Origin of the sequence: Lentzea sp. DG1S-22 (assembly GCF_036321065.1) — a bacterium.
Classification (GTDB): domain Bacteria; phylum Actinomycetota; class Actinomycetes; order Mycobacteriales; family Pseudonocardiaceae; genus Lentzea; species Lentzea jiangxiensis.
This window is the reverse complement of the sequence record NZ_CP143276.1, coordinates 970317-993547: the sequence shown is the minus strand read 5'-3', so window position 1 is coordinate 993547 and position 23231 is coordinate 970317. Positions and strand designations below refer to the sequence as shown.

Here is a 23231-nt window from a genome sequence, read left to right as displayed (position 1 = left end):
GTGCCATGTCGGCTGACGATCAGCTCCTCAGGACGGCGGAGGAGGTCTTCGGCTGGACCACGCTGCACGAGGAGCAGGAGCTCGCCATGCGGCACCTCCTCGACGGCCGGGACGTGCTGGTCGTGATGCCGACCGGTGCCGGCAAGTCGGCCATCTACCAGGTCCCGGCGATCCTGCTCGACGGCCCGGCCGTGGTCGTGTCGCCGCTGATCGCCCTGCAGCGGGACCAGGTCGCCTCGCTGCGGGCGGCCGGTGCGCCGGCGGCGGCAGCGGTCAACTCCGCTCAGACCGCGGAGGTCACCGAGCAGGCCTGGCAGGAGTTCACCGAGGGCGGGACGAAGTACCTGTTCCTGTCCCCCGAACAACTCGCCGACGCCGCAACGCTCGAGCGGCTGCGGGAGGCCAAGCCCTCGTTGTTCGTCGTCGACGAGGCGCACTGCGTGTCGGCCTGGGGACACGACTTCCGGCCCGACTACCTGCGGCTGCGGCACGTGATCGAGCGGCTCGGCCACCCGCCCGTGCTCGCGCTCACCGCCACCGCGAGCGGCCCGGTGCGCGCGGACGTCGTCGAGCACCTCGGCCTGCGTGACGCGGCGGTGATCGTCGCCGGGTTCGACCGGCCCAACCTGCACCTGGCCGTGCGGTTCTGCACCGACGACGACCAGCGCAGGCGGGCGGTCGTCGACTGGGCGGCGGACCGCACCGGGCACGGCCTGCTGTACGTGCCCACCCGCAAGGACGCCGAGCGGTACGCCGACGACCTGGCCGCGCGAGGCGTTGCCGCCGCGGCTTTCCACGCCGGTATGAAGGCCGCTGACCGCAAGCGGGTGCAGGACGGGTTCATGCGGGGTGACGTGCGCGTGGTCGCGGCCACCTCCGCGTTCGGCATGGGCATCGACAAGCCGGACGTGCGGTTCGTCGCGCACACCGCGACGCCCGGCTCGCTGGACGCGTACTACCAGGAGATCGGCCGCGCGGGCCGCGACGGCGAACCTGCCGACGTGGTGTTGTTCCACCGGCCGGAAGACCAGAGCCTGCAACGGTTCCTGACCGGCAGGACGCTGGACCGCGAGTGCGTGCGCGAGGTCGCCGCCGCTGTGCGCCGCCGGCGGTCCGGCATGGCGATCACCGACCTGGTGCGGCAGCTCGACCGGTCACGCCGGAAGGTCACCGCCGTGGTGAACCTGCTGGAGAGCGTGGAGGTCGTGCGCACCGGTCACGACCACGTGCGGTACGCGGAAGGCGCTCCCCCACCGGCGAAAGCCGTCGCGGCGGTGGCGGAGGAGGCCGAGCGGCAGGAGAACCGGGACCGCTCGCGGCTGGAGGTCATGCACCAGTACGCCGACACGCGCGACTGCCGCCGGCGGTTCCTGATCGGCTACTTCGGTCAGGAGCTCGACCAGCCCTGCGGCCACTGCGACAACTGCGACGAGGGCTCGTCCGGCGAAGACTCCGGAAGCAGCGAGTACCCGCCGAACTCCCCGGTGCACCACGAACAATGGGGCCGTGGCGTGGTCGTGCACCACGAGGCCGACCGGGTGATGGTGCTGTTCGACGACGTCGGCTACAAAACGCTCTCCCTCACCGCCTTGCGGGAGAACGGGGTGCTCACGCCGATGTGAGCACCAGCGGCACGGCGGTCGAGCATCCTCCTCCGAAAGCAGAGGCCTCGCCGAGCTTCGGCGAGGCCTCTCGTGAGCGTCAGCTTCAGCAACTGCCAAGCCTGTACTCGAACCAACGACGCGCTCCTTCGGTGGCGTCCGTCCCGGCGAACTTCCGTTCCCACATGCGCACCAGAGACGCGGTGTACGCCGTGATCGCGTCGGGATCGGCTGTGCGGAATGCGTCGAGCTGTTCGGCCCAGGCTTCGGCGTCTGGGGGCTGGTGGCCCGCAGCGATCAACCGAGCCGTCACCTGAGCGACGTCGATCCAGGCAGCGCCCGACCTCCACCACGCCCAATCGACCACGCGAGCCTTGTCCGCGATGAGGAAGTCGAACGGGTTCAAGTCGGAGTGGATCAGGGTCGTACCGTCCATGGAGGCCGGTGCCCGACGAGCCCATTCCGCCACCACCGTCGAGTTTTTCTTCGACCACGCGTGCGCCTCGTCAGGCACTTCCAGGTTCAGTTCTCTGTCCAGTGCCGCCGCCCACTGCTTTCCCATCTCTCGCTTCATGGCGAGGGCGGAGGGCGCGTCGGTGGTGGTGATCGTCCGAACCGCGTCCGCCACCATCGGCAGGTCGGATGAGCCCGGCGAAAAGTCGGCGTGCTGCCCGGGAACGTGTTCGAACCCGAGCAGCAGCCAGCCATCGGTGTCAACCCGCCACAGCAGTCGTGGAGCCACGTCCCTCGGCAGGAACGGGTTCACGGCCGCTTCGTTGCGGTGCATGAAGGCCTGGCGATCATCCGCCTGGATGCCCTTGCAGAACACCCAGCCGTCTTCCGTCATGAGGGACGCGGCGACCGCGGAGTTGCGGCCGGCCGAGGCCTCTTCCACTTCGGTCACATGTCCGGTGTGCTCGCTGACAGCGGCGGTGACGCCTGCGGGCAGGTCACTCCACTTGAGGCGGTTGATCGTCGGGCTCCTCTGCCTCGGTCTGCTACTGGGGGTCGTCACCTCGGCCGCAGTTGGTGCATCCGCTGTGGCACTGAGAGCAGCGTCCGCCGCCGCCGAGCCACAACTCCGGGTGCAACGGCAATCCGGCCTTGGTGATGGCTTCCACCGTAGGGGCACCAGTGCCGAACTCGGACGCTGTGTCCGATCGAGCAAGACCACCGCGATCCGCCACGAACGACACCAGCCGAGCGAGCTGGTCCACGTGGATGACAAGAAGATCAGCCGCTTCCCCGCCAGCGGCGGCTAGCGCGTGCACAGGCCCGCCGCGCGCAACGACACCACGAGAGCTGACGGTCGATCTCGCCGATGACGTGCCCCTTCGGGCGGTGCCCGCGATCCGGTGAACCGGGTGGCCGGCATCCCCGTATGGCGGCACCCTTGCAGTCCGCCCGAAAAGATCTGCCAGCTCACCGTCGCCCGCACGCCCCGTGTCGGCGATGTGCGTAGAACGATTTCGTTGCGCAGCAACCACAGCAGCAACCCGAGGTCGACGCTGTCCCAGCGCTCCGACGGGTGCGTCCTTCAGCGGCGAGACGCACCTGTGGTTGCGAGGTTCACGCCGTGCCGCCACCCGGAACGGGCCTCACGCCACGGCGGCGGCCTGACCGACCGGGAACCGCACGCCGGTGAGGTCTTCCGAAACGGCCCAGAGGCGTTGCTGCACGGCAAGGTCGTAGGAGCCGGGGCTGGAGCTGACCAGCTTCGGGTAGCCGCGGACCTCGGCCAGACCGCCGGGCCCGTAGTACTGCCCGCCGAGGACGGCCGGGTCGGTGGCGGCGCGCAGGGTGGGAAGCGCGCCCGCCGCCGCGGACTGGGTGACCAGCGGAGCGAGCCGGGTGATCAACCGGCGAGCCAGCGGCGGGGTGTTGCGGACCAGTTCGGTGTTGGAGACACCGGGGTGCGCGGCCACCGCGGCGGTGGTGCCGTGCGCGGCCAGCCGGCGCTGCAGCTCGTAGGTGAACATCAGGTTGGCGAGCTTCGACTGGCCGTAGGCGCCGACCCGGCTGTAGGAACGCTCCCACTGCAGGTCGTCGAAGTGGATGTCCGCGCGGATGCGGTGACCGGTGCTGCTGACCGTGACCACCCGCGAGCCGGGCACCGGCAGGAGCAGGTCGAGCAGCAGCCCGGTGAGCGCGAAGTGGCCCAGGTGGTTGGTGCCGAACTGCATCTCGAAGCCGTCGCGGGTGGTCTGCCGGGGGGTGTACATCACCCCGGCGTTGTTGATCAGCAGGTCGATCCGCGGGTGGGCGGCGCGCAGGTCGGCCGCGGCGGCGCGCACCGAGTCCAGCGAGGTCAGGTCCAGTTCCCGCACGGAGACGTCGCCGTTGATCCTGGCGGCGGCCTGCCTGCCCTTGGCGGTGTCGCGCACGGCCAGCACGACCGCCGCCCCGCGCTCGGCGAGCCGCCGGGCGGCCTCGAAGCCCAGTCCGGTGTTCGCGCCGGTGATCACGGCGACGCGGCCGTCCTGGCGCGGGATGTGCTGCTCGGTCCACTTCATCGGGTGCTCATAATGTACCGCCGGTAACTTATAGTCGGAACAATAAAGTACCGCCGGTACACTGTCAAGGTACCGGCGGTACCCAAGCTAGGATCGGTGTCATGACGTTCCAGCGGGCGCGCACCGAAGAGCAGCGGGAGGTCCGTCGCCGGGCGATCCTCGAGACGACCTCGGCGATGCTCGACGAGATGCCGGTGGCCGAGGTGACCCTGAACGAGCTGAGCCGCCGGGTCGGCTTGGCCAAGACGGCGGTGCTGCGCTACTTCGAGTCCCGCGAAGCGGTGCTGCTCGACCTGATGGACGACCGGACGGCGACCTGGCTGGCCGAACTGGAGCAGGAGCTGGCCCGCGACGTCGACCCGGGACGGCCCGCGGTGGAACGGGCCGAACAGGTGGCCGGCGTGCTCAGCCGGTCACTCGCCGCCCAGCGCGCGCTCTGCGACCTCTACGGCGCGCAAGGCGGAGTGCTCGAGCGCAACGTCTCGGTCGAGGCGGTTCGCCGGCACAAGCGGGCCTCGCTGAGCAACCTCGCGGTGATGACCGGGCTCGTCCGGCGGCACCTGCCCGAGGTCGGCGACCGGGCCGAGCACTTCTGCCTGACCGTGCTGCTGGTGGCGGGCGCGCTGTCGACCTACACCACGCCGCCGCCGAGCCTGCTGGCCGTCTACGAGTCCGAGCCCGCGCTGGCGGTCCACCGCATCGAACTGCCGACGGCCCTGCGGCTCGCGATCATCACATCGCTCGTGGGTGCACTGCCGCGCCCCTGAGTCCGGAGAATGGCCTACAGCACCACGAGGAGCGCGCAACAGCCGGCGAGAGCCAGGCACAACGGCGAGTAGTAGCGCCGATCGAGCCTGGCGAACTCGGTGTCCCGGCGAAGCGACAGCGCCAAGCCGACAGCGCCGCGCAGCAGCAGCACGGCCGCCACGCCACCCGTCCCCACGACCGGGAGCCAGGTCGGTCCCGGCACTGCGACGAGTGCGCCCTGGGCGGCGACCAGATAGCCGGCCACGGCAAGCAGCAGCGCCACCACCAGCGTCATTCCCGGCGTCGGCAACCTGTCGACGGGGACGTCGACGACGCGGCGAGCGAACTCCTCACGCGTGCGCAGCGGCCACGGCGAGAACGTCCACACCACGTGCAGCGCACCGACGAGCAGCAGCACCACCGCTGTCAACACTGCCAACCCTGTCATCACAACCCCCTCTTCCGTACACCACTGTACGGTCTTCCATACAGTACTGTACGGATCGTGGCGAAGCAGCGACTTTCCAAGCAGGACTGGCTACACGCGGCACTCGACGCGCTGGCGGAAGGCGGGGTCGCGGCCGTGGCGGTCGAGCCGCTCGCCCAGCGGCTCGGCGTCACCCGGGGCAGTTTCTACTGGCACTTCGCCGACCGGAACGCTCTGCTGCGCGAAGCGCTCGAGTGGTGGGAGCTGCAGGGCACCGAGATGGTCATCGAGCGGGTGAACGCCATCACGGACCCCCGGCAGCGGCTGCGGACGCTGTTGCACATCGCCATCGTCGAGGATCCGACCAGCGGGTTGGAGCCCGCGCTCGTGGCGCACGCCGGCGATCCGGCGGTGGCGCCGGCGCTGCACCGCGTGACCCAGCGCCGCGTCGCGTTTCTCGCCGAGGTCTACGCCGAAATCGGCCTGCCCGCCGCGAAAGCCCGTTACCAGGCGATATCCGCGTACTCGGCCTACGTCGGCTGGATGCAGCTCAAGCGCGCCATGCCCTCGGTGCTCCCGGAGATCGCGGACGACCCTGACGCGCTCACCCACTTCGTGGAGCAGCTCGTGCCGGGATCCACCATGTGACAACGTCGGGTGTCCTCTTCGCAACGGCCGTGCTGACCGCACCGGAGCACTGGAAGCAGGTCAGCCGGATTCCGCCGCGCGGATCCGGATCGGGCCGCGCCACTCCTCGGCCGGGGACAGCTCCTGCCCGCGGCTCGTCACGACGACCCGGCCCCGCGCGGCCAGTCGCCTGGCCACCGCACGGGCCGGGTCCATCAGCTCGCGCCACCCCTCGCCACCGACCGCGCGCGCCGCCTCCGACGGGCAGATCGACTTCGCCGGGCCGCGGGCGCCGGCCAAGTCGAGGATCACGCGTTCCAGCCGTTGTTCGACCCTGCTCACCAAGACGGCCTACCCGGTTCCCGCGAAGCTGAACCCGAGGCGTCCGACCGACATAATTGAGTGCGATAGGCTCAGGTTCGGGAACAATCGCGGGCTCAAGTTCGTCGTTCAGGACGAGTGTTCGTTGTGGCTCTCAGGGAGGTGGAAGTCATGGCACTGCCTGCAGTGCGATCGTCGGCCCCGCTGGGCCGCTGGGACCCGTTCCGCGAGGTCGAGGACCTCTACGGTCAGCTGGGCAGGTGGATGGACTCGGTCGCGGGCACCGTCGGCGACAGCGTGCGGGCCTGGGCCCCCTCGGCGGATGTGACCGAGACCGCCGAGGCCTACCTGGTGGAGGTCGAGGTGCCGGGCGTCAAGCGCGACCACATCACCGTCGACCTGGCCGGCACGGAGTTGTCGATCAACGGTGAGGTCGAGGAGAAGGAGCGGCAGGGCCTGTTCCGCCATCGCACCCGCCGCGTCGGGCAGTTCTCCTACCGGGTGACGCTGCCGCGGGACGTCGACGCCGACGAGGTCCAGGCCGAACTCGCCGACGGCGTGCTGACCGTCCGCGTGCCCAAGACCGAGGCTGCCACACCGCGCCGCATCGCGATCAAAGGCAAGTAACACGTGACTGCGCCGGCCGCGGTCCCCGGTCCGCGGCCGGCGCTGCCCTACCGGAAAGGAGCTGGGGGAAGTGGAGTTGTTGCCGCTGCGAACCGACTTCGACGTGCGCTGGCGCGGCTACGACCACGAACAGGTGCAGCACTACGTGCACGAGGTGGAAGGCGAGCTGGCGGTGCTCACCGCCGACCGGGACGCCGCCCTTGCTCGCGCTGAGTCCCTTGCCCGGCAACTGGAGGTCCTCCGCAGGGAGAACGCCGAGCTGCACGCACGCGTCGACCGGATCTGCCGCGCTCCGGTGGATCCCGACGCGCTCACCGAACGGCTGCGACGCAGGGTCGAGCTCGCGCACGCCGAAGCCGAGGAGATCACCACCCGTGCGCGGACCGCCGCCGAGCAGGACTGGGCGAACGCTCGTCAGGCCGCCGACCGCCTGCGGGGGCGCGCCGAGCACCTCGTGGCCGAGCTCGACCGGCGTCGCGCGGACATGGAGGCCGAGCACCGCGAGCTCATGGACCGTGCTCACCAGTGGGTGGAGGAGATGACCCGGCAGGCTGAACGCCGCCGCCGCGAGCTCGACGACCAGGCCGAGCAGGTCCGCCGGCAGATCGAGGCGGACTTCGAGCAGGCCATGGCGCAACGCCGCGCCGAAGCGATGCGCGCGCTGGCCGAGCAACAGCGCTCCGCCCAGGCCCGTGCCGACCAGATCGTCCACGAGGCCACCGAGCACGCACACCGGATCGTCGCCGATGCCGAGCACCGCGTCGACGTCCTGCGCCGCCACCGCCGGCGCCTCGCTGAGGAACTGCGTGCCGCCCAGGCACTTCTGGCCGACATCGAGCCTGTGCTGCAGCCGCTGCCCGAGGAGGGCATCGTGACGATGGAGGTGATCCACGATGATCAGCGCTCCCGCGAACCCGTTGCCTGCTGACCGTCCGACTGGGTTGTCCACTGCGCCTCGTGCGCCGCGGTAGCTCGCTCCCCCGTGCGTGACGGGGTTCGACCGGATCGGCGGGGGTATCCGAGGCGCAACGTCGAGCAACCGGCGATCCACACCGCTGTGGCCGCACCCGCTCGAGGCGGGTGCGGGCCCCGACCTCACGGACACCGCCATGCCCTTGACACCTTGCCCCGGCCGCGGCGCGGTCATCACCTACCTCAACCCGGACGTACTGCATCCCGTCGCCGTCTTGAGCGGCGTGGTGCTCGGCGCCCACGTGGTCGATCCGGAGACCTCTCACCTGTGGATACCGGTGCTGCTGCCCGACAGCACCATCTCCGTGCTCGACACCGCGAACATCATGCAGGTCGAGCCGCCGGAAAGCTCCGCCGGCAGCCGGGAGGCGTCTGGCTGATCGGGCGGTCGCGGGCACCCGACCGAGGTCGAGCCGGATCGCGGCCCGTGGCCGTCGGCGGACCAGCTGACCACCGTGACGACGCCGCGCATGAGGCACCGCCCTCGGGGTAGCCGACGACCTCATGACGAGGGAGGCCCCATGGCAGGCGCGTGGTTGCTGGGAGAGGACGGGGAGCGGACGGCGGCTCCCCGTGCGGTGCTGGTGGCGGTGCAGCGGGACCGGGCCGCGGGTGCCTCCGGTACGGAGCTGTCGCTGGCCGAGCTGCGGCGGTTGGCGGACACCGACGGGCTGGAGGTGGTCGACACCGTCGTCCAGTCGCGCGAAGGGCCGGATCCCGCCACCTACGTCGGGTCGGGCAAGACCGGTGAGCTGGCCAGCGCGGCACAGCAGGCCCGTGCCGACCTGATCATCGCGGACGGCGAGCTCACCGGGCGTCAGGCCCACACCCTCGAGGAGCGCACCGGTGTGCGCGTCGTCGACCGCACCGCGCTCATCCTGGACATCTTCGCCCAGCACGCCCGCAGCAGCGAAGGGCGGCTTCAGGTAGAGCTCGCCCAGATCGCCTACCAGCTGCCGCGCCTGCGGGGGCAGGGAGAGGCGCTGTCACGGGTCGGTGGCGGCAGGGTGGCCGGTGGAGCGGGCATCGGTGTCCGCGGCCCCGGTGAGATGCGCCTGGAGACGCAGCGCCGCACCCTGCGTCGTCGCGCCACCGAGCTGCGCCGCCGGGTCGCGGCACTCACCCGGCGCAGGCAACGCACCCGCGACCGCCGTGCGCGCAACCGCGTGCCGTCGGTGGCGATCATCGGGTACACCAACGCCGGCAAGTCGGCGCTGCTCAACCGGCTCTCCGGCGCGGAGGTCTCCTCCGCGGACGTCCTGTTCGCGACGCTCGACCCGACGGTGCGGCGGATCAGCGCCGACCAGGCGACGTTCACCCTCACCGACACGGTCGGTTTCATCCGGCACCTGCCGCACCAGCTCGTCGACGCGTTCGAGTCCACCCTGGAGGAGGTCCGGCAGGCCGACCTGGTCCTGCACGTCGTGGACGCCTCGGCTCCCGACGCGCTGGGCCAGATCACCACGGTCCACGGCGTCCTGCACGAGATCGGCGCGGGTGACGTGCCGGAGCAGCTGGTGCTGAACAAGACCGACATCGCGCCCGCCGAGTGGGTGTCGGCGCTGTGCCGGTGTCATCCGGACGCCATCGGGGTCTCCGCGCTCACCGGCGACCAGGTCACCGCGCTGCGCACGCGCTTGGTGGACTGGGCGCGGGAGCACACCTACTGACCGGAGCGCGCTGTCCGGCCGGGCTACCGGTCCGGACAGCGCGCACAGCTCATTCGACGTCGTCGTCGCTCAAGCCCATGCCGTCGTTCTTCGGCGGATCACTCGGTGGTCGCTTCGACACCTCGACCTCCGTCTCGGTGAGGGGTGTCCCGCTCGCCTCCTCGGCGGCACCACGTTCCGTCTGCTCGTACTCGGTCGGTTCCGTCACGGCACACCTCCTGGACGCGTCCTGGTCCGTGCGGCATACCCGGCGCCGGGGCTTCGAACCCGGACCGCGAAGTCCGTCATGCAGCCGTGTTCCAGCGGTAATTCACCCGAACGGACGTAAAGCCGCCGGTGTCGGAGGGCCTTCGAGGGGTAGCCGGGACGCTGCGCGGCACCTGTCGCGCGGTGCCGAAGGGGAATCATGACCACGCTGAAGCCCAGCCCGGTCATCCCGCACCCGACGCGGGCGGGCCGAGGCCTGAAGGGGTCCCAGTTCCTCAAAGTCCTCAACACCACCGACCACAAGCTGATCGGGATCATGTACATGATCACGTCGTTCGGCTTCTTCATGGTCGGTGGTGTGATGGCGCTGCTGATGCGCGGCGAGCTGGCGCGGCCTGGCATGCAGTTCCTGTCCAACGAGCAGTACAACCAGCTGTTCACCATGCACGGCACGGTGATGCTGCTGCTCTACGCGACGCCGATCGTGTTCGGGTTCGCGAACTTCATCGTGCCGCTGCAGATCGGGTCGCCGGACGTCGCGTTCCCCCGCCTCAACGCCTTCTCGTACTGGCTGTTCCTGTTCGGAGGGCTGATCGTCGTCGGCTCGTTCCTCACCCCGGCCGGCGCCGCGGACTTCGGCTGGACCGCCTACACACCGCTGTCGAGCGCGGTCCACTCCCCCGGCATCGGCGGTGACCTGTGGATCTCCGGCCTGGTCGTCGGTGGTCTCGGCACGATCCTCGGCGCGGTCAACATGATCACCACGATCGTGTGCCTGCGCGCCCCCGGCATGACGGCGTTCCGGATGCCGATCTTCACCTGGAACATCCTGATCACCAGCATCCTGGTGCTGCTGGCGTTCCCGATCCTCACGGCGGCGTTGCTGGGCCTGCTCGCGGACCGGCACTTCGGCGCGCGCGTGTTCGACCCGGCCAACGGCGGCGTGATCCTCTGGCAGCACCTGTTCTGGTTCTTCGGCCACCCCGAGGTCTACATCGTCGCCCTGCCGTTCTTCGGCATCGTCTCCGAGATCTTCCCGGTGTTCAGCCGGAAACCCCTGTTCGGCTACAAAGGACTCGTCTACGCCACGATCGCGATCGCGCTCTACTCGGTTGTCGTGTGGGCGCACCACATGTACGCCACGGGCGCGGTGCTGCTGCTCTTCTTCTCCGCCACCACGTTCATCATCGCCATCCCCACCGGCATCAAGTTCTTCAACTGGATCGGCACGATGTGGAAGGGCCAGCTGACGTTCGAGACACCGATGCTGTTCAGCCTCGGGTTCATCGTCACGTTCCTGTTCGGTGGCCTCTCGGGCATCCTGCTCGCCTCACCGCCGCTCGACTTCCACGTCACCGACACCTACTTCGTGGTCGCGCACTTCCACTACGTCCTGTTCGGCACCATCGTGTTCGCCACCTACGCCGGCATCTACTTCTGGTTCCCCAAGATGACCGGCCGCATGATGAGCGAACCCATCGGCAAGCTGCACTTCTGGACCACCTTCCTCGGTTTCCACGGCACGTTCCTGGTCCACCACTGGCTCGGCAACCAGGGCATGCCCCGCCGCTACGCCGACTACCTGGCCAGCGACAACTTCACCACCCTCAACACCATCTCCACCATCGCGTCCTTCGTCCTCGGCGCCTCCGTCCTGCCGTTCCTCTACAACATCGCCCGCAGCTACCGCTACGGCGAGCCCGCGCGCGCCGACGACCCGTGGGGCTTCGGCAACTCGCTGGAATGGGCCACCACCTCACCCCCGCCCCGGCACAACTTCCACGAACTGCCGCGCATCCGGTCCGAGCGGCCCGCGTTCGAGCTGCACTACCCGCACATGGTCGAACGCATGCGCGCCGAGTCGCACGTCTCCATCACCAAACCCGGGGCCGCCGGCGTCGACAAGACGACCGAGAAGGTGCTCGCTCCCACGGACCGCGACACGGAGCACTGACCCGTGGACGCCGCCCGCGAACTCAGAGAACTCCGGCGAATCGAGCGCTGGCTCACCGTCAACGATCCGGAGCTGGCGGCGATGCTGACCGCGCACGGTGGCGTCTCGGGAAGGCCGGGACACCGCTGGGTGCGGCTCACGGTGGACGCGGTGGGCGCGGTGTCGGTGGTCATCGGGATGCTCACCGGCCTGTTCACCGTCGCCTTCCTCGGGGTGCTGGTGCTGATGACCGGCGCGTGCCTGCACACCACGTGCCGACGGCAACACCGCCGACGCCGGGCATCGCCGTGAAAGACCTTCGGGGGCATTTGCGCGGGACCGGGTTGAAGTGCGTTTGCAGTGGTAGCCCGGCGTGACCCACCGCCCGTTCAACGGCACGGGAGTGCTTATGTCGCAACAACGGCGCACCTCTCCACGACGACGCCGGCTGCGGCGGTGGGCTTTCCTGTTGCTGGCCCTCGTCGCCGCCGGGACCCTCGCCGGCCTGCTGACCCCTCAACGCCAGACGGCGGTGGCCCAGGAGTCGGGAACGCAGCGGCAGGGTGAGCAGATCTACCTCAACACCTGCCTGACCTGCCACGGCCCCCGGCTGGAAGGGGTGGAGGGCCGGGGGCCGAGCCTGATCGGGGCGGGCGAGGCGAAGGTCTACTTCCAGGTGTCGACGGGGCGGATGCCGCTGGCGCGCCAGCAGGCGCAGGGGCAGCGCAAGCCCGTCGAGTTCAGCGAGGACGAGATCCGGGCGCTGATGGCGTACGTCGACAGCTTCGGCGGCGGCGGCGCCAAGATGCCGGAGGAACGCGGCGAGGCGCTGCGGGGCAACGTCGCGCGCGGTGGTGAGCTGTTCCGCCTCAACTGCGCCGCCTGCCACAACTTCACCGGCCGCGGAGGCGCGCTCACCTCGGGCAAGTTCGCGCCGAGCCTCGACCCGGCGAACGAGGAGCAGATCTACACGGCCATGCTCACCGGTCCGTCGAACATGCCGGTGTTCGGCGACCGGCAGCTCTCCCCCGAGGAGAAACGGGACATCATCGCCTACGTCGAGTCGGTGCAGCACGAGCGCAACAACTACGGCGGGCACCCGCTGGGCTCGCTGGGGCCCGTGTCCGAGGGCGCGGTGGCGTGGGTGGTCGGCATCGTCGCGCTCGTGCTGCTCACCCTGTGGATCGGGGCGCGGGCATGAGCGAACGCGACAAGGACGACATCTCGGCCGACGAGCTGAACCGGATGTCCGACGACGAGCTGGTCCGGCTCGGGACACGCCTCGACGACGTGCGGCTCGTCCAGTACGCCGAACGCTGGCCCGTGCCCGGCACGAAGATGGAGCGGCGGGCGCTGCGGCACGTCACCGGCTGGTTCGTGCTGGCGGGAGTGTCGGCGCTCGCCCTGATCGGCGTGTTCGTGTTCTGGCCGTACGAGTACCTGCCGCCCGGCGCGCCCGGCTACCAGGTCCGCACGCTCTACACCCCGATGGTCGGCCTCACGTTCGGGCTCACGCTGCTCGGCCTGGCGGTCGGTTCCGTCGCCTACGCCAAGAAGTTCCTGCCACAGGAGCTCGCCGTGCAGCAGCGACATTCCGGCAGCTCCTCGGAGGCGGACAAGCGGACGGTCGCCGCCGAGTTCCGCGACGCCGGCACCCGCAGCGGCCTGCAACGGCGCACCTTGTTCCGGCGTGTCGCGGCGACGTCCGCCGGCCTGTTCGGTCTCGGCCTCGGGGTCATGGCGATCGGCCCTCTGGTGCGGGACCCGTGGAAGCACGGTGACAGCCCGGACTCGTTGTGGCGCACAGGCTGGAATCCGATCAACGGCGAAACGGTCTACCTGAGGCTGGACACCGGCGACCCGGACGAGGTCGTGCTCGTCCGGCCGGAGGACCTCCGCGCGGGCGGGTACGTCACGGTCTTCCCGTTCCGGGAAACCGACCGCGAGGAGCCCGAACGGTTGCACGCCGCGCTGCGCAGGGCCGACAGCGCGGTGATGCTGTTCCGCTTCCGCCCCGGCACGACGGTGACGAGCCGTCCGGGGCGGGAGGACTTCCACCACGGCGACTTCTACGCCTACTCCAAGGTGTGCACGCACCTGGGCTGCCCGGCGTCGCTGTACGAACAGCAGACCGGGCGGTTGCTGTGCCCGTGCCACCAGTCGCAGTTCGACGTGTTCGCGGGTGCCGTGCCGATCTTCGGTCCCGCCACCCGTCCGCTGCCGGAACTGCCCATCACCGTCGGCGAGGACGGGTACTTCACCGCCCGCGGCGACTTCGCCGAGGTCGTCGGACCGGGATTCTGGGAGTTGAAGCCATGAGCGCGCGTCCGACCAAGGCACCGCGCCGCGTCGTCGCCGGAACAGCCGGGTTCGCCGAGGACCGCCTGCACATGGCCGCCGCGGTCCGGCGGCAGATCAACAAGGTGTTCCCGACGCACTGGTCGTTCCTGCTCGGCGAGGTCGCGCTCTACAGCTTCGTCGTGCTGCTGCTGTCCGGCACCTACCTCGGCCTGTTCTTCGACCCGTCGATGACCGAGGTGACCTACTCGGGCAGCTACGAGGGCCTGCGCGGCATGGACATGTCGCGGGCCTACGAAAGCGCGCTCGAGATCTCGTTCGAGGTGCGGGGAGGCCTGTTCGTCCGCCAGGTGCACCACTGGGCCGCGCTCATCTTCATGGCCGCGATCGTCGTGCACATGTTCCGCGTGTTCTTCACCGGCGCCTTCCGCAAACCCCGCGAGATCAACTGGGTGATCGGCGTCCTGCTGTTCATCCTCGGCATGGCCGAGGGCTTCGCCGGCTACTCGCTGCCCGACGACCTGCTCTCCGGCACGGGCCTGCGGATCATGTCCGGCATCGTGCAGTCCATCCCGGTCGCCGGCACCTGGATGCACTGGCTGATCTTCGGCTCCGAGTTCCCCGGCACCGAGATCATCCCGCGGCTCTACCTCGTGCACGTGCTGCTCGTCCCCGCGATCATCCTCGCGTTCGTCGCCGTGCACCTGGCCCTGGTGTGGTACCAGAAGCACACCCAGTTCCCCGGCCTCGGCCGCACCGAGAACAACGTCGTGGGCGTCCGCATCCTGCCGATCTTCGCGGTGAAGAGCGGCGCGTTCTTCGCCGCGGTGGTCGGCCTCCTCGGGCTGATGGGCGGGCTGTTCCAGATCAACCCCATCTGGCTGTTCGGCCCGTACAACCCGGCGCACGTCTCGGCCGGTTCCCAGCCGGACTGGTACATCGGCTGGCTCGACGGCTCGACCCGCCTGTGGCCCGCGTGGGAGCTCTTCCTCGGCGACTACCGCATCCCCGCCCAGTTCTGGCCCACGGTGGTCCTGCCGCTGGTCATGTTCGGGCTCGCGGGCGCCTATCCGTGGATCGAGCGCCGCCTCACCCGCGACCACGCCCACCACCACCTCGTCCAACGGCCCAGGGACGTGCCGGTGCGCACCAGCCTCGGTGCCATGGCGATCACGTTCTTCTGCGTCCTGCTCGTCTCGGGTGGCAACGACGTCATCGCCGAGAGGTTCCAGATCTCGCTCAACGCCATGACGTGGGCAGGCCGCATCGGCATGCTGGTGCTGCCGCCGCTGGCCTACCTCCTCACCTACCGCGCCTGCATCGGGCTGCAGCGCTCCGACCGCGAGGTGCTCGACCACGGCATCGCCACGGGCACGATCAAACGGCTGCCGCACGGCCAGTTCATCGAGGTCCACCAGCCGCTGTCCGACAAGCCCCTGACCTACCAGGGCACTCCCCTGCCCAAGCGGATGAACGACCTCGGCTACGCCGGACGGCCGGTCTCCGGCACCCTGCTGCGACCGGACCCCCCGGAGGAAGTCGCGGCACTGGGCGACGCCCGCTCGGCCAACGGCGCGTCCGAGGGCGCGCTGAGCGGCGAGGACAGTCCGAAGTAGATCCCCTCCAACGCTCCCCTCGGCGATGTGTGATCGGTCAACCACCGGGCAGCCGCCTGCCTGCGGTCCTCGTTGTGGCGGCTGGGCACACCGACGCCGCTGATCGTGGCGGTGGACGACGCGCTCACCCTGGACCCGGAACTCGACGTCGACTTCCACCGCGCCTGCGCGCTCACCACCGATCCCGGCGCACTCCCCCTCGAGACGCTCAGCGAGCGGTACCGGGCCCGCGGCGATCACCACCACGCCCATCAGGCCGCGCTGGCAGCCGTGCAGACCGACCCCCTGCGGGAGAGCGCGCACCGCACCCTCGTCGGACTGCACCTCGCCGACGGCAACCCGGCCCAGGCCGTCCACCAGTACCAGAGCTACCGGACCCTGCTGCGCGTCGAACTCGGCCTCGAACCGTCCGCCCACATCCACGACCTGATGCGGCCACTTCTGCGCAGTGCGCGACAGCCCACGAGAAGTGCTGCGACGCGATCGACTCGAGGCCGTGGATAGGTCACCCGGAGCCGGGTACTCGTGGCGACATGATGAAACGCGTTTTGTGGGAGGGTCTGCTGGCCGGCACGACGGGGGTGCTGGTGATGACTCTCGGCGAGAAGGCCGAGCAACGCCTGACCGGCCGCCCCGACTCCCACGTGCCGGCGAGGGTCCTGCAACGGCTCACCGGTCTGCGGGAACGGCCCGGTGGCCGCCAGCCCGTGCCGCTCAACCTGGCGATGCACTTCGGTCAGGGCATGGTGCTCGGCGTGCTCCGCTCGGTCATGGCGCACGCCGGGCTGCGCGGGCCGTGGTCCTCGGCGAAGTTCGCCGTGGTCCGGGTGACCAACGACCAGATCCTGGAGAACGCGACCGGTGTCGGGGCGCCGCCGCCCACCTGGCCCCGCAGGGAACTGGTGGTGGACCTGCTGCACAAGGGCGTCTACGCCTTCGCCACCGGGGTCGTCGCCGACGCCCTGGCCGCCCGCTCCGGTCCCGGGCCCGGACAACGCCATGCCGCGATGCGACCCGGCCGGCGCGCCGGTGTCGGTCCGCTGCCCCGCCGCAAGGCCCACGCGCGGTAGCGGGGAGGAGAAGCGGGCGGCGGTGCTGGTCGAGATCGCGCACCCGGAGGCGGCCGCGCTCCGCGACGAACTGGCCGCCGAGCCCGGCCTGAAGCGTCACAGCAGGAGGTACCTTCGACGTCTGGCTCTGCCAGGGGCCTCCCCGTCGAGTCCGGGACACCAACTCGATGACTCGGTTGCACCGAGCCCGTGGCGCGACCAACATTGAGACATGTCGAAGCAAGAGCCGGGCTGCTGCGAGCCGCCGCCGCAGGAACCGCCCGCCGTGGAGCAGGCGGCGGAGCTGGCGCTGATGTTCAAGGCGCTCGGCGACCCGGTGCGCCTGCGGTTGTTCTCGATGATCGCCTCCCGACCGGAGGGCGAGGTCTGCGTGTGCGAGCTGACGCCCGCGTTCGAGCTGTCGCAGCCGACGATCTCGCACCACCTGAAGCTGTTGCGCCAGGCGGGTTTGGTGGATTCGGAACGGCGGGGCACGTGGGTGTACTACCGGGCGCGGCCGGAGACGGCCGGCCGGATGGCCGCGATGCTGAGCAGCGTTGCCGCTGAACGGCGTGCCGTCGCGGTGTGAGCGTCAGGCCGGCGCCGCGGCGATCTTCGCGACCGTGGCCTTCGCGGCCGGTCCCACACCGATGAGGGTCGCCGACGCGGGTCCGGTCCAGCTTCCGTAGCCGAGCAGGTGCAGGCGCGGTTCGCCGACCGCGGTCGTGCCCTCGACGGCGACGCGCCCTTCGGTGTTGCGCAGGTGCAGCGCGGTCAGGTGGCCGAGAACCGGCCGGAAGCCGGTGGACCACACGACGACGTCGGCGCCGGCCAGTGCTTCCGCGTCCACCGGGGTCGCGACGAGCAGTCCGCGGTCGCGTGCCTCGCGGACGGGGGGAACCGCGACGATGTCACCGAGCCGGCTGAGGTCGCCGCGCCGCGTGGCGATGTCGAACAGCGCCTTGCCGTCGATCTCGTCGGGCATGTAGCGCGGCGGTCTGCGGGTCATCCAGGTCAGGTCGGTGTGCGGGACGAGGTCGGCGGCGATCTGGGCGCCGGAGTTGCCACCGCCCACCACCACGACCTTCCGGCCCGTGAACTCGAGCGGGTCGCGGTAGTCGACGGTGTGCAGCCGGCGGCCGGGCAGGTCCACCAGCGGGCGGAACGGACGCCACCAGGTGCCGGTCGCGCTGATGACGTGCCGCGCGGCCCAGGTCCCGGCGTCGCTGTGCACCAGCAACCCGTCCTCGTCACGGGTCACCGAGGTGACCTGGACGGGGCGCAGGACGGGGATGTCGTAGCGCTTCTCGTAGGCGGCGAGGTAGTCGGCGACGTGCCGCGCGGTCGGGTAGCCGTCCGGGAAGGGCGGCATCGGCCAGCCGGGCAGGGAGCTGTGACGTGCGACGGAGAACAGCCGCAGCGAGTTCCACGCGTGCGGCCACGCCCCGCCGGGCACCGGCTGCGCGTCGAGCACGACGTGGTCGACGCCGGCCCGGCGCAGGTGGAAGGCGGCGGCCAGACCCGCCTGGCCACCGCCGATCACCACGACGTCAGCCTCGAGCACGGGTCATCCACCGGCGGCGCAGCCACAGGCTCACGTAGACGAGCGCGACGAGCACCGGCACCTCGATCAGCGGGCCGACCACGCCCGCGAGCGCCTGGCCGGAGGTCACGCCGAACACGCCGATCGCCACGGCGATGGCGAGCTCGAAGTTGTTGCCCGCGGCGGTGAACGCGAGTGTCGTGGTGCGCTCGTAGGACAGTCCCGACGCCTTGCCCAGCGCGTACGACCCGGCCCACATGATCGCGAAGTAGACCAGCAGCGGCAGTGCGATCCTGACGACGTCGAGCGGCCGGTCGGTGATGTTCCCGCCCTGCAGGGCGAACAGGACGACGATCGTGAACAGCAGGCCGTACAGGGCGATCGGGCCGACCCGGGGCAGGAACCGGGTTTCGTACCAGTCCCTGCCGCGCGACCGCTCACCGAGCTTGCGGCTCAGGTAGCCGGCCACCAGCGGGACCCCGAGGAAGACGAGCACCGACCTGGCGATCTCCCACGCGGAGAAGTCGGCCGAGGCGGCGTCGAGGCCGAGCCAGCCGGGCAGCAGCTCGAGGTAGAACCAGCCGAGCACACCGAACAGGACGACCTGGAACACGGAGTTCAGCGCGACGAGCACCGCCGCGGCCTCACGGTCACCGCACGCGAGGTCGTTCCAGATGATGACCATGGCGATGCAGCGGGCGAGGCCGACGATGACCAGGCCGGTGCGGTACTCGGGCAGGTCCGCGAGGAAGAGCCACGCCAGCGCGAACATGAGCGCGGGCCCGAGGACCCAGTTCAGCACCAACGACAACAGCATCGTGCGGCGGTCGCGGGTGACCGTGCCCAGCTCGTCATAGCGGACCTTCGCGAGCACCGGGTACATCATCAGCAACAGGCCCAAGGCGATGGGCAGCGACACCTCGCCGATCTTCACCGCGTCCAGCGCGCCCTGCAGGCCGGGGACGAACCGGCCGAGCAGCAGGCCCGCGACCATCGCGACGCCGATCCACACCGGCAGCAACCTGTCCAGAAAGGACAGTCGGTGCAGCACGTCCGGTGCCGCGGTTTCCGTGGTGCTCAAAGCTTCTCCTGGTTCGGGCGGACGATCAGTCACAGCAGGCGCTGCTGCCGCGCAGCGGTCCTCCTGGCGCGAGCACGGCGGCGAGGGTGTCGATGGCGGCGTTGTCGATGCGGTACCAGCTCCAGGTCCCGCGCCGTTCGCGGCTGAGGACGCCCGCCCGCACCAGGATCTTGAGGTGGTGGCTCAGCGAGGACTGCGGCATGTCGAACTGGTCGGCGAGGTCGCAGAAGCACGCCTCCTGACCCTCGGTCCGGCGCACGAGGCCGACCAGCTCGACGCGGACGGGATCGCCCAGCGCCTTGAACAGGCGTGCGGCGGCCGTCGAGTCGAGCAGCGTCCGGTCCGGGCTCGTCATGACGAGCACCCTAGCCGCTTGGATTGACAAAAGTCGATGCAGCGGGTGTGATCTGCACCGAAGTGCTCCGGTCCGGGAAGACCTGCCGACCGGGATCGAGCCGCGCAGAAGGAGAACACCGTGTCCGCCACCCCCGAGGTGCTGTTCGTCTGCGTGCACAACGCGGGCCGCTCCCAGATGGCCGCCGCGCTGCTGCAGCACCACGGCATGGGCCGGATCAACGTCCGTTCCGCGGGTTCCGAACCCGCCGACGAGGTCAACCCGGCCGCCGCGGCGGCGCTGGCCGAGTGGGGTCTCGACATCACCGCCGAGGTTCCGTCGAAGCTGACCCGCTCCGACGTCGAGGCCTCGGACGTGGTGATCACGATGGGCTGCGGCGACACCTGCCCCGTGTTCCCCGGCAAGCGCTACCTCGACTGGCAGCTCGACGACCCCGCGGGTCAGGGCGTCGACGCGGTGCGGCCGATCCGCGACGACATCGACCGCCGCGTGCGCGGCCTGGTCGCCGAACTGCTCGACTAACGCGGCCCCGCCGTCGTCGTGACGCCGCGCGTGATCGACAGCTCGACCGGCGCGGCGCAGCAACCCCCGCTGCTCTTCTCCTCTTCCGGAGCGTCGAACACGCCCGCACCACCGCAGACCCCGGTCTCGGGCAGCACGAGCTCGACCCGGCCGGCCGCCTCGTGATCGCCCGCGATCGCGGCGGCGACGGAGCGGGCCTGCTCGTAGCCGGTCAGGGACAGGAACGTCGGCGCGCGGCCGTAGCTCTTCATGCCGACCAGGTAGAGGTTCGGCTCGGGGTGGCGCAGCTCGGCCACGCCGTGCGGGTAGACCGTGCCGCAGGAGTGGACGTTCGGGTCGATCAGCGGCGCGAGCCTCGACGGCGCCTGCAGCACCGGGTCCAGGTCGAGCCGGACCTCCGACAGCCACGACAGGTCAGGCCGGAAGCCGGTCAGCACCACGACCTCGTCGACGCCCTCGACCCGGTGGCCGTCGAACGACTCCAGCGCGAGGCTCCCGTCCTCGCAACGCCGGACGGCGGACGTGCGGAACCCCGTGACCGTCTCGACGTGCCCGGCTTCCGCGGCCTCCTCGGCCCTCAGCCCGAGTGCGCCGCGCGCGGGCAGCTGGTCCGCCTCCCCGCCGCCGAACACGGTGCCCACGGCACCGCGCCGCAACAGCCACACGACCTTCGTGCCGGGCTCCTGCTCCGCCAGGCCGGCGAGCGCCACCAACGCGGTCAACGCCGAGTGCCCGCTGCCCGCCACGGCGATCCGCTTGCCGGCGTACCGCTCCCGTTCGGTCGCCAGGTCGGGCACGCGGTAGTTGATCCGCGCGGCCTCCGCCCGCTCCCCCACCGCGGGAAGGCCGTCGCCGCCCAGCGGGTTCGGCGAGCCCCACGTGCCGGAGGCGTCGATCACCGCCCGAGCCGTGAGCCGCTCCTCCCCCCGCGCGGTCCGCACGTGCACCGTCAACGGCTCGTCCTCGCGACCGGCGTCGACCACGCGGTCCCGGCCACGTCGTGCGACTCCGACGACCCGCGCACCGAGGCGCACGCGGTCGCCCAGGACCTCGGCCAGCGGTCGCAGGTACCGCTCCGCCCACTCGGCCCCGGTCGGGTAGGTGTCGCCGGCGGGACGGGCCCACCCCGTCGGCTCCAGCAGGCGCTGAGCAGCGGGATCGACGAGTTCACTCCACCGCGAGAACAACCGCACGTGGTGCCACTGCGCCACCGCCGCGCCGGCCTGGTCCCCGGCCTCCAGCACGACCACGTGCTCGCCCCGTTCGACCAGATGCGCCGCCGCGGACAACCCCGCGGGCCCAGCACCCACCACGACCACCGGCAGCTCGTTCACCGCACACCCCTTGTATCGATGAATTTCGAATCAACAGTGCGGACTCTATCGACGTGCATCGATTGACGCAACCATCGATCCACGTCGATACTTCACGTCTGCGTGCGTGCCGATCGGGTTTCGCGCCGCGTTGGGCATTCGCGCGAACGGTGGAGGGGCCGGTCGACGGCTCCCTGCCTTCACTGCGGCGGCCTGCAGCCAACCACGGCGAACACCGTCTTGCCGCCGTCGGCCAGGGCCCGGGTTCCCCATCGACCGGAGAGGGCGTCGACCATCACGATGCCGCGGCCTCTCGCGCCTTCGAGCCGGGAACGGCCGTGCACCGGCGGCAGCGGTGAGGTGTCGTCGACCTCGACGACGACCGTGCAGGGAACCGCGCTCCACCGCACGCGGAGCCGTCCGACGCCGGACGCGTGGTCGAGGATGTTGCCCACCAGTTCTGTGACCACGAGCGAGACGTCGTAGCGGTGGTCGTCCCCGAGATCCAGAGCGGCGGTGAGACGGCGGCGCACGGCCGGGGTCGTGGTCGTGGGGTCGATGGCGCAGTCCAGCACCACGGGCATCGAGTCTTCGCGGATCGTCGTCACTGGCGCCTCCGGATGAGCACGTCCGGCTCCACCAACGGGCTCCGACGACGCTACCTGCGACCAGCGGCTAGGCCAGACACACGCACCCTAGCTCTCGCAGCGCGCAGCCCGGTCCACGGCCCCGAAGCGCAGTACCTTCACCTGATGACCGACGAACAAGGCGGCCCCGCGCTGCGGCCGACGCTGTCCGAGTGGCTCAAGGCACGCGAGGAGACCGCGCGGCACCTGGCCGCGGGCACGCCACCCGTCGACGGGAGGTGGGTCCAGCGCCTCGCAGACCTGCTCGCCACCGAGCGGTCGTGGCAGGACCAGTACACCGATCTCATCGCGCTCGGCAGCGCGGATGGGCAGTTCCCCTCGTCGAACCGCTGAACGCCGCGCACGCGATCGGGAAAGGGCGTAGTATCGGGTCGAGGGATGGACGCGCTCTGCGTCTCCCGCGCGTGGCGCAGCCGGTCCGGCCCGCACCACGCCTTCTTCTTCCGAACGGAAACCATCTGTGCCGCTGCATTCCCCGGACGCGCTCTTCAGCCACCCGGAAACCCACGACCCCTCCGCCGCGACGGGCTCACCCGATTCGCACCAGCCGTCCTGGCTCGGCCTGTTCCAGGAGCCGGTGCCGGTTCAGCGCTCCTCGGACAGCTGAACGCCTCGAACGCCTGCGAGGAGAACCGACTCCCACCTGATCAGGTGAAGGCGTGAAGACCGTGAGCACCGGGTGGCGACCCGCCCCGGGCTCCGGCGATCGACGTGCTGCCCGGTGCCGCTCGTCGTTGCGGCGGAGTCGGAGGCGTTGGGGTTTTCAGTTGCCGGCATCCGGCCGCCGCGGTTCCCGATCCGATCCGGTCCGGGCTTCTTCCTCCGGCCGGGACAGGAGCACCGGCTTGCAGCCGGATCGCCCGTACTTCTCGTTGCCCCTCGGTGAGTTCGCCTCCCTCTCCAGGGACCGGTGGCCTCACGACGCCGCCCGTGACGCACCGCCGGACGACGGGAGCCGCTGCCGGCTTCGCGAACGCCCGGATCGCCGCGGAGCAGTCCGAGCTCGTCCAGCAGCGACAGGCCGCCCGCAGGGTCGCGGAGCACGCCCGCGACGCCGGTGACTGCCTGGACCTGCTCTCGATGCCGGGCTGTCAGGTCTCGCGCCGACCGCGGCGCACCCCGCGGACGTGACGTCCCCGGATGCGCTCGACGTGTCCCGGCC

At 70.6% G+C, this 23231-nt stretch carries 28 protein-coding genes; 18 read left to right on the top strand and 10 right to left on the bottom strand.

The genetic code is table 11. The annotated features are described in order from the left end of the window. Positions 1–5: 5 nt before the first annotated feature. Entirely contained in the window at positions 6–1622 is a 1617-nt protein-coding gene (locus V1227_RS04575; RefSeq protein ID WP_329791198.1) for a RecQ family ATP-dependent DNA helicase, read from the top strand. Positions 1623–1707: 85 nt separating this feature from the next. Here the strand turns inward: V1227_RS04575 and V1227_RS04570 are convergent, their stop codons facing one another. Further along, a complete protein-coding gene (locus V1227_RS04570; protein WP_329791197.1) occupies positions 1708–2505 on the bottom strand; it encodes a hypothetical protein in 798 nt (265 codons plus the stop codon). A gap of 694 nt (positions 2506–3199) precedes the next feature. Continuing rightward, the gene (locus tag V1227_RS04565) at positions 3200–4114 is read right to left on the bottom strand and encodes an SDR family NAD(P)-dependent oxidoreductase (RefSeq protein WP_329791196.1); all 915 of its coding nucleotides are present in this window, start codon (positions 4112–4114) and stop codon (positions 3200–3202) included. Positions 4115–4215: 101 nt separating this feature from the next. Between V1227_RS04565 and V1227_RS04560 the strand changes: the two genes are divergently transcribed. Next, positions 4216–4881, top strand: a complete 666-nt coding sequence (locus tag V1227_RS04560; RefSeq protein ID WP_329791195.1) for a TetR/AcrR family transcriptional regulator — start codon at positions 4216–4218, stop codon at positions 4879–4881. A 14-nt stretch (positions 4882–4895) separates the two neighbouring features. Here V1227_RS04560 and V1227_RS04555 read toward each other — a convergent pair whose 3' ends face one another. Next, complete coding sequence (locus V1227_RS04555) at positions 4896–5309, bottom strand: DUF3995 domain-containing protein (RefSeq protein ID WP_329791194.1); 414 nt, start codon at positions 5307–5309, stop codon at positions 4896–4898. A gap of 57 nt (positions 5310–5366) precedes the next feature. On the opposite strand from V1227_RS04555, the gene V1227_RS04550 reads away from it, so the two are divergent. Beyond that, positions 5367–5936 carry a TetR/AcrR family transcriptional regulator gene (locus tag V1227_RS04550; RefSeq protein WP_329791193.1) on the top strand — a complete coding sequence of 190 codons (570 nt, stop codon included), beginning with the start codon at positions 5367–5369 and terminating at the stop codon, positions 5934–5936. Between the two features lie 60 nt (positions 5937–5996). Here V1227_RS04550 and V1227_RS04545 read toward each other — a convergent pair whose 3' ends face one another. Next, positions 5997–6257, bottom strand: coding sequence for a DUF3253 domain-containing protein (locus V1227_RS04545; RefSeq protein ID WP_329791192.1), 261 nt, complete (start codon positions 6255–6257; stop codon positions 5997–5999). Between the two features lie 150 nt (positions 6258–6407). On the opposite strand from V1227_RS04545, the gene V1227_RS04540 reads away from it, so the two are divergent. From V1227_RS04540 to hflX, 4 genes are all read left to right on the top strand, one after another. After that, the gene (locus V1227_RS04540) at positions 6408–6863 is read left to right on the top strand and encodes an Hsp20/alpha crystallin family protein (protein ID WP_329791191.1); all 456 of its coding nucleotides are present in this window, start codon (positions 6408–6410) and stop codon (positions 6861–6863) included. A 70-nt stretch (positions 6864–6933) separates the two neighbouring features. Then, positions 6934–7791 carry a metallopeptidase gene (locus V1227_RS04535; RefSeq protein WP_329791190.1) on the top strand — a complete coding sequence of 286 codons (858 nt, stop codon included), beginning with the start codon at positions 6934–6936 and terminating at the stop codon, positions 7789–7791. Positions 7792–7849: 58 nt separating this feature from the next. Next, complete coding sequence (locus V1227_RS04530; RefSeq protein ID WP_329791189.1) at positions 7850–8215, top strand: hypothetical protein; 366 nt, start codon at positions 7850–7852, stop codon at positions 8213–8215. Positions 8216–8356: 141 nt separating this feature from the next. After that, positions 8357–9505, top strand: coding sequence for a GTPase HflX (gene hflX / locus V1227_RS04525; RefSeq protein ID WP_329791188.1), 1149 nt, complete (start codon positions 8357–8359; stop codon positions 9503–9505). Positions 9506–9554: 49 nt separating this feature from the next. Here hflX and V1227_RS04520 read toward each other — a convergent pair whose 3' ends face one another. Then, positions 9555–9713, bottom strand: coding sequence for a hypothetical protein (locus V1227_RS04520; RefSeq protein ID WP_329791187.1), 159 nt, complete (start codon positions 9711–9713; stop codon positions 9555–9557). A 198-nt stretch (positions 9714–9911) separates the two neighbouring features. On the opposite strand from V1227_RS04520, the gene ctaD reads away from it, so the two are divergent. The 8 genes from ctaD (at position 9912) to V1227_RS04480 (ending at position 17197) form a co-directional block, all read left to right on the top strand. Then, positions 9912–11666: an aa3-type cytochrome oxidase subunit I gene (ctaD, locus tag V1227_RS04515; RefSeq protein ID WP_329791186.1), complete on the top strand. Its 1755-nt coding sequence runs from the start codon at positions 9912–9914 to the stop codon at positions 11664–11666. A gap of 3 nt (positions 11667–11669) precedes the next feature. After that, the gene (locus tag V1227_RS04510) at positions 11670–11957 is read left to right on the top strand and encodes a DUF3040 domain-containing protein (RefSeq protein WP_329791185.1); all 288 of its coding nucleotides are present in this window, start codon (positions 11670–11672) and stop codon (positions 11955–11957) included. A 97-nt stretch (positions 11958–12054) separates the two neighbouring features. Further along, positions 12055–12846, top strand: a complete 792-nt coding sequence (gene qcrC, locus V1227_RS04505; protein WP_329791184.1) for a cytochrome bc1 complex diheme cytochrome c subunit — start codon at positions 12055–12057, stop codon at positions 12844–12846. After that, entirely contained in the window at positions 12843–13964 is a 1122-nt protein-coding gene (qcrA, locus tag V1227_RS04500) for a cytochrome bc1 complex Rieske iron-sulfur subunit (protein ID WP_329791183.1), read from the top strand. The genes qcrC and qcrA overlap by 4 nt, the downstream gene beginning before the upstream one ends. Then, a complete protein-coding gene (gene qcrB, locus V1227_RS04495; protein ID WP_329791182.1) occupies positions 13961–15559 on the top strand; it encodes a cytochrome bc1 complex cytochrome b subunit in 1599 nt (532 codons plus the stop codon). Before qcrA ends, qcrB begins: the two co-directional genes overlap by 4 nt. 105 nt (positions 15560–15664) lie before the next feature. Next, complete coding sequence (locus V1227_RS04490; protein ID WP_329791181.1) at positions 15665–16063, top strand: AfsR/SARP family transcriptional regulator; 399 nt, start codon at positions 15665–15667, stop codon at positions 16061–16063. A 29-nt stretch (positions 16064–16092) separates the two neighbouring features. After that, positions 16093–16629, top strand: coding sequence for a hypothetical protein (locus tag V1227_RS04485; protein WP_236221375.1), 537 nt, complete (start codon positions 16093–16095; stop codon positions 16627–16629). A gap of 211 nt (positions 16630–16840) precedes the next feature. Continuing rightward, positions 16841–17197, top strand: coding sequence for an ArsR/SmtB family transcription factor (locus tag V1227_RS04480; RefSeq protein WP_329791180.1), 357 nt, complete (start codon positions 16841–16843; stop codon positions 17195–17197). Between the two features lie 3 nt (positions 17198–17200). Here the strand turns inward: V1227_RS04480 and V1227_RS04475 are convergent, their stop codons facing one another. From V1227_RS04475 to V1227_RS04465, 3 genes are read right to left on the bottom strand one after another with little or no spacing between them, the layout of a single operon-like run. After that, positions 17201–18172 (bottom strand): ArsO family NAD(P)H-dependent flavin-containing monooxygenase, encoded by a 972-nt coding sequence (locus V1227_RS04475; protein ID WP_329791179.1) that lies wholly within the window; start codon positions 18170–18172, stop codon positions 17201–17203. Then, a complete protein-coding gene (gene arsB / locus V1227_RS04470) occupies positions 18159–19232 on the bottom strand; it encodes an ACR3 family arsenite efflux transporter (protein ID WP_329791178.1) in 1074 nt (357 codons plus the stop codon). The genes V1227_RS04475 and arsB overlap by 14 nt, the downstream gene beginning before the upstream one ends. Before the next feature lie 25 nt (positions 19233–19257). Beyond that, positions 19258–19587: an ArsR/SmtB family transcription factor gene (locus tag V1227_RS04465; RefSeq protein WP_329791177.1), complete on the bottom strand. Its 330-nt coding sequence runs from the start codon at positions 19585–19587 to the stop codon at positions 19258–19260. A gap of 120 nt (positions 19588–19707) precedes the next feature. Here V1227_RS04465 and V1227_RS04460 point away from each other — a divergent pair, with 120 nt between their 5' ends. After that, on the top strand, positions 19708–20109 hold the full coding sequence (locus V1227_RS04460; protein ID WP_329791176.1) for an arsenate-mycothiol transferase ArsC: 402 nt from the start codon (positions 19708–19710) through the stop codon (positions 20107–20109). Here V1227_RS04460 and V1227_RS04455 read toward each other — a convergent pair. Then, positions 20106–21443 carry an FAD-dependent oxidoreductase gene (locus V1227_RS04455; RefSeq protein ID WP_329791175.1) on the bottom strand — a complete coding sequence of 446 codons (1338 nt, stop codon included), beginning with the start codon at positions 21441–21443 and terminating at the stop codon, positions 20106–20108. The genes V1227_RS04460 and V1227_RS04455 overlap by 4 nt on opposite strands. 179 nt (positions 21444–21622) lie before the next feature. After that, on the bottom strand, positions 21623–22030 hold the full coding sequence (locus tag V1227_RS04450; RefSeq protein ID WP_329791174.1) for an ATP-binding protein: 408 nt from the start codon (positions 22028–22030) through the stop codon (positions 21623–21625). Between the two features lie 144 nt (positions 22031–22174). On the opposite strand from V1227_RS04450, the gene V1227_RS04445 reads away from it, so the two are divergent. Together V1227_RS04445 and V1227_RS04440 are read left to right on the top strand one after the other, a co-directional pair. Continuing rightward, a complete protein-coding gene (locus V1227_RS04445) occupies positions 22175–22402 on the top strand; it encodes a hypothetical protein (protein ID WP_329791173.1) in 228 nt (75 codons plus the stop codon). A gap of 597 nt (positions 22403–22999) precedes the next feature. Next, complete coding sequence (locus V1227_RS04440; RefSeq protein ID WP_329791172.1) at positions 23000–23200, top strand: hypothetical protein; 201 nt, start codon at positions 23000–23002, stop codon at positions 23198–23200. The last annotated feature ends 31 nt before the right edge of the window (positions 23201–23231 follow it).

Bases quoted from the DNA above. Each gene is read 5' to 3' on its own strand.
- qcrB (WP_329791182.1), top strand. From the start codon at position 13,961: ATGAGCGCGCGTCCGACCAAGGCACCGCGCCGCGTCGTCGCCGGAACA.
- V1227_RS04565 (WP_329791196.1), bottom strand. From the start codon at position 4,114: ATGAAGTGGACCGAGCAGCACATCCCGCGCCAGGACGGCCGCGTCGCC.
- V1227_RS04465 (WP_329791177.1), bottom strand. From the start codon at position 19,587: ATGACGAGCCCGGACCGGACGCTGCTCGACTCGACGGCCGCCGCACGC.
- V1227_RS04560 (WP_329791195.1), top strand. From the start codon at position 4,216: ATGACGTTCCAGCGGGCGCGCACCGAAGAGCAGCGGGAGGTCCGTCGC.
- V1227_RS04485 (WP_236221375.1), top strand. From the start codon at position 16,093: ATGATGAAACGCGTTTTGTGGGAGGGTCTGCTGGCCGGCACGACGGGG.
- V1227_RS04480 (WP_329791180.1), top strand. From the start codon at position 16,841: ATGTCGAAGCAAGAGCCGGGCTGCTGCGAGCCGCCGCCGCAGGAACCG.
- qcrC (WP_329791184.1), top strand. From the start codon at position 12,055: ATGTCGCAACAACGGCGCACCTCTCCACGACGACGCCGGCTGCGGCGG.
- V1227_RS04445 (WP_329791173.1), top strand. From the start codon at position 22,175: ATGACCGACGAACAAGGCGGCCCCGCGCTGCGGCCGACGCTGTCCGAG.
- V1227_RS04540 (WP_329791191.1), top strand. From the start codon at position 6,408: ATGGCACTGCCTGCAGTGCGATCGTCGGCCCCGCTGGGCCGCTGGGAC.
- hflX (WP_329791188.1), top strand. From the start codon at position 8,357: ATGGCAGGCGCGTGGTTGCTGGGAGAGGACGGGGAGCGGACGGCGGCT.
- qcrA (WP_329791183.1), top strand. From the start codon at position 12,843: ATGAGCGAACGCGACAAGGACGACATCTCGGCCGACGAGCTGAACCGG.
- V1227_RS04575 (WP_329791198.1), top strand. From the start codon at position 6: ATGTCGGCTGACGATCAGCTCCTCAGGACGGCGGAGGAGGTCTTCGGC.
- ctaD (WP_329791186.1), top strand. From the start codon at position 9,912: ATGACCACGCTGAAGCCCAGCCCGGTCATCCCGCACCCGACGCGGGCG.
- V1227_RS04555 (WP_329791194.1), bottom strand. From the start codon at position 5,309: ATGACAGGGTTGGCAGTGTTGACAGCGGTGGTGCTGCTGCTCGTCGGT.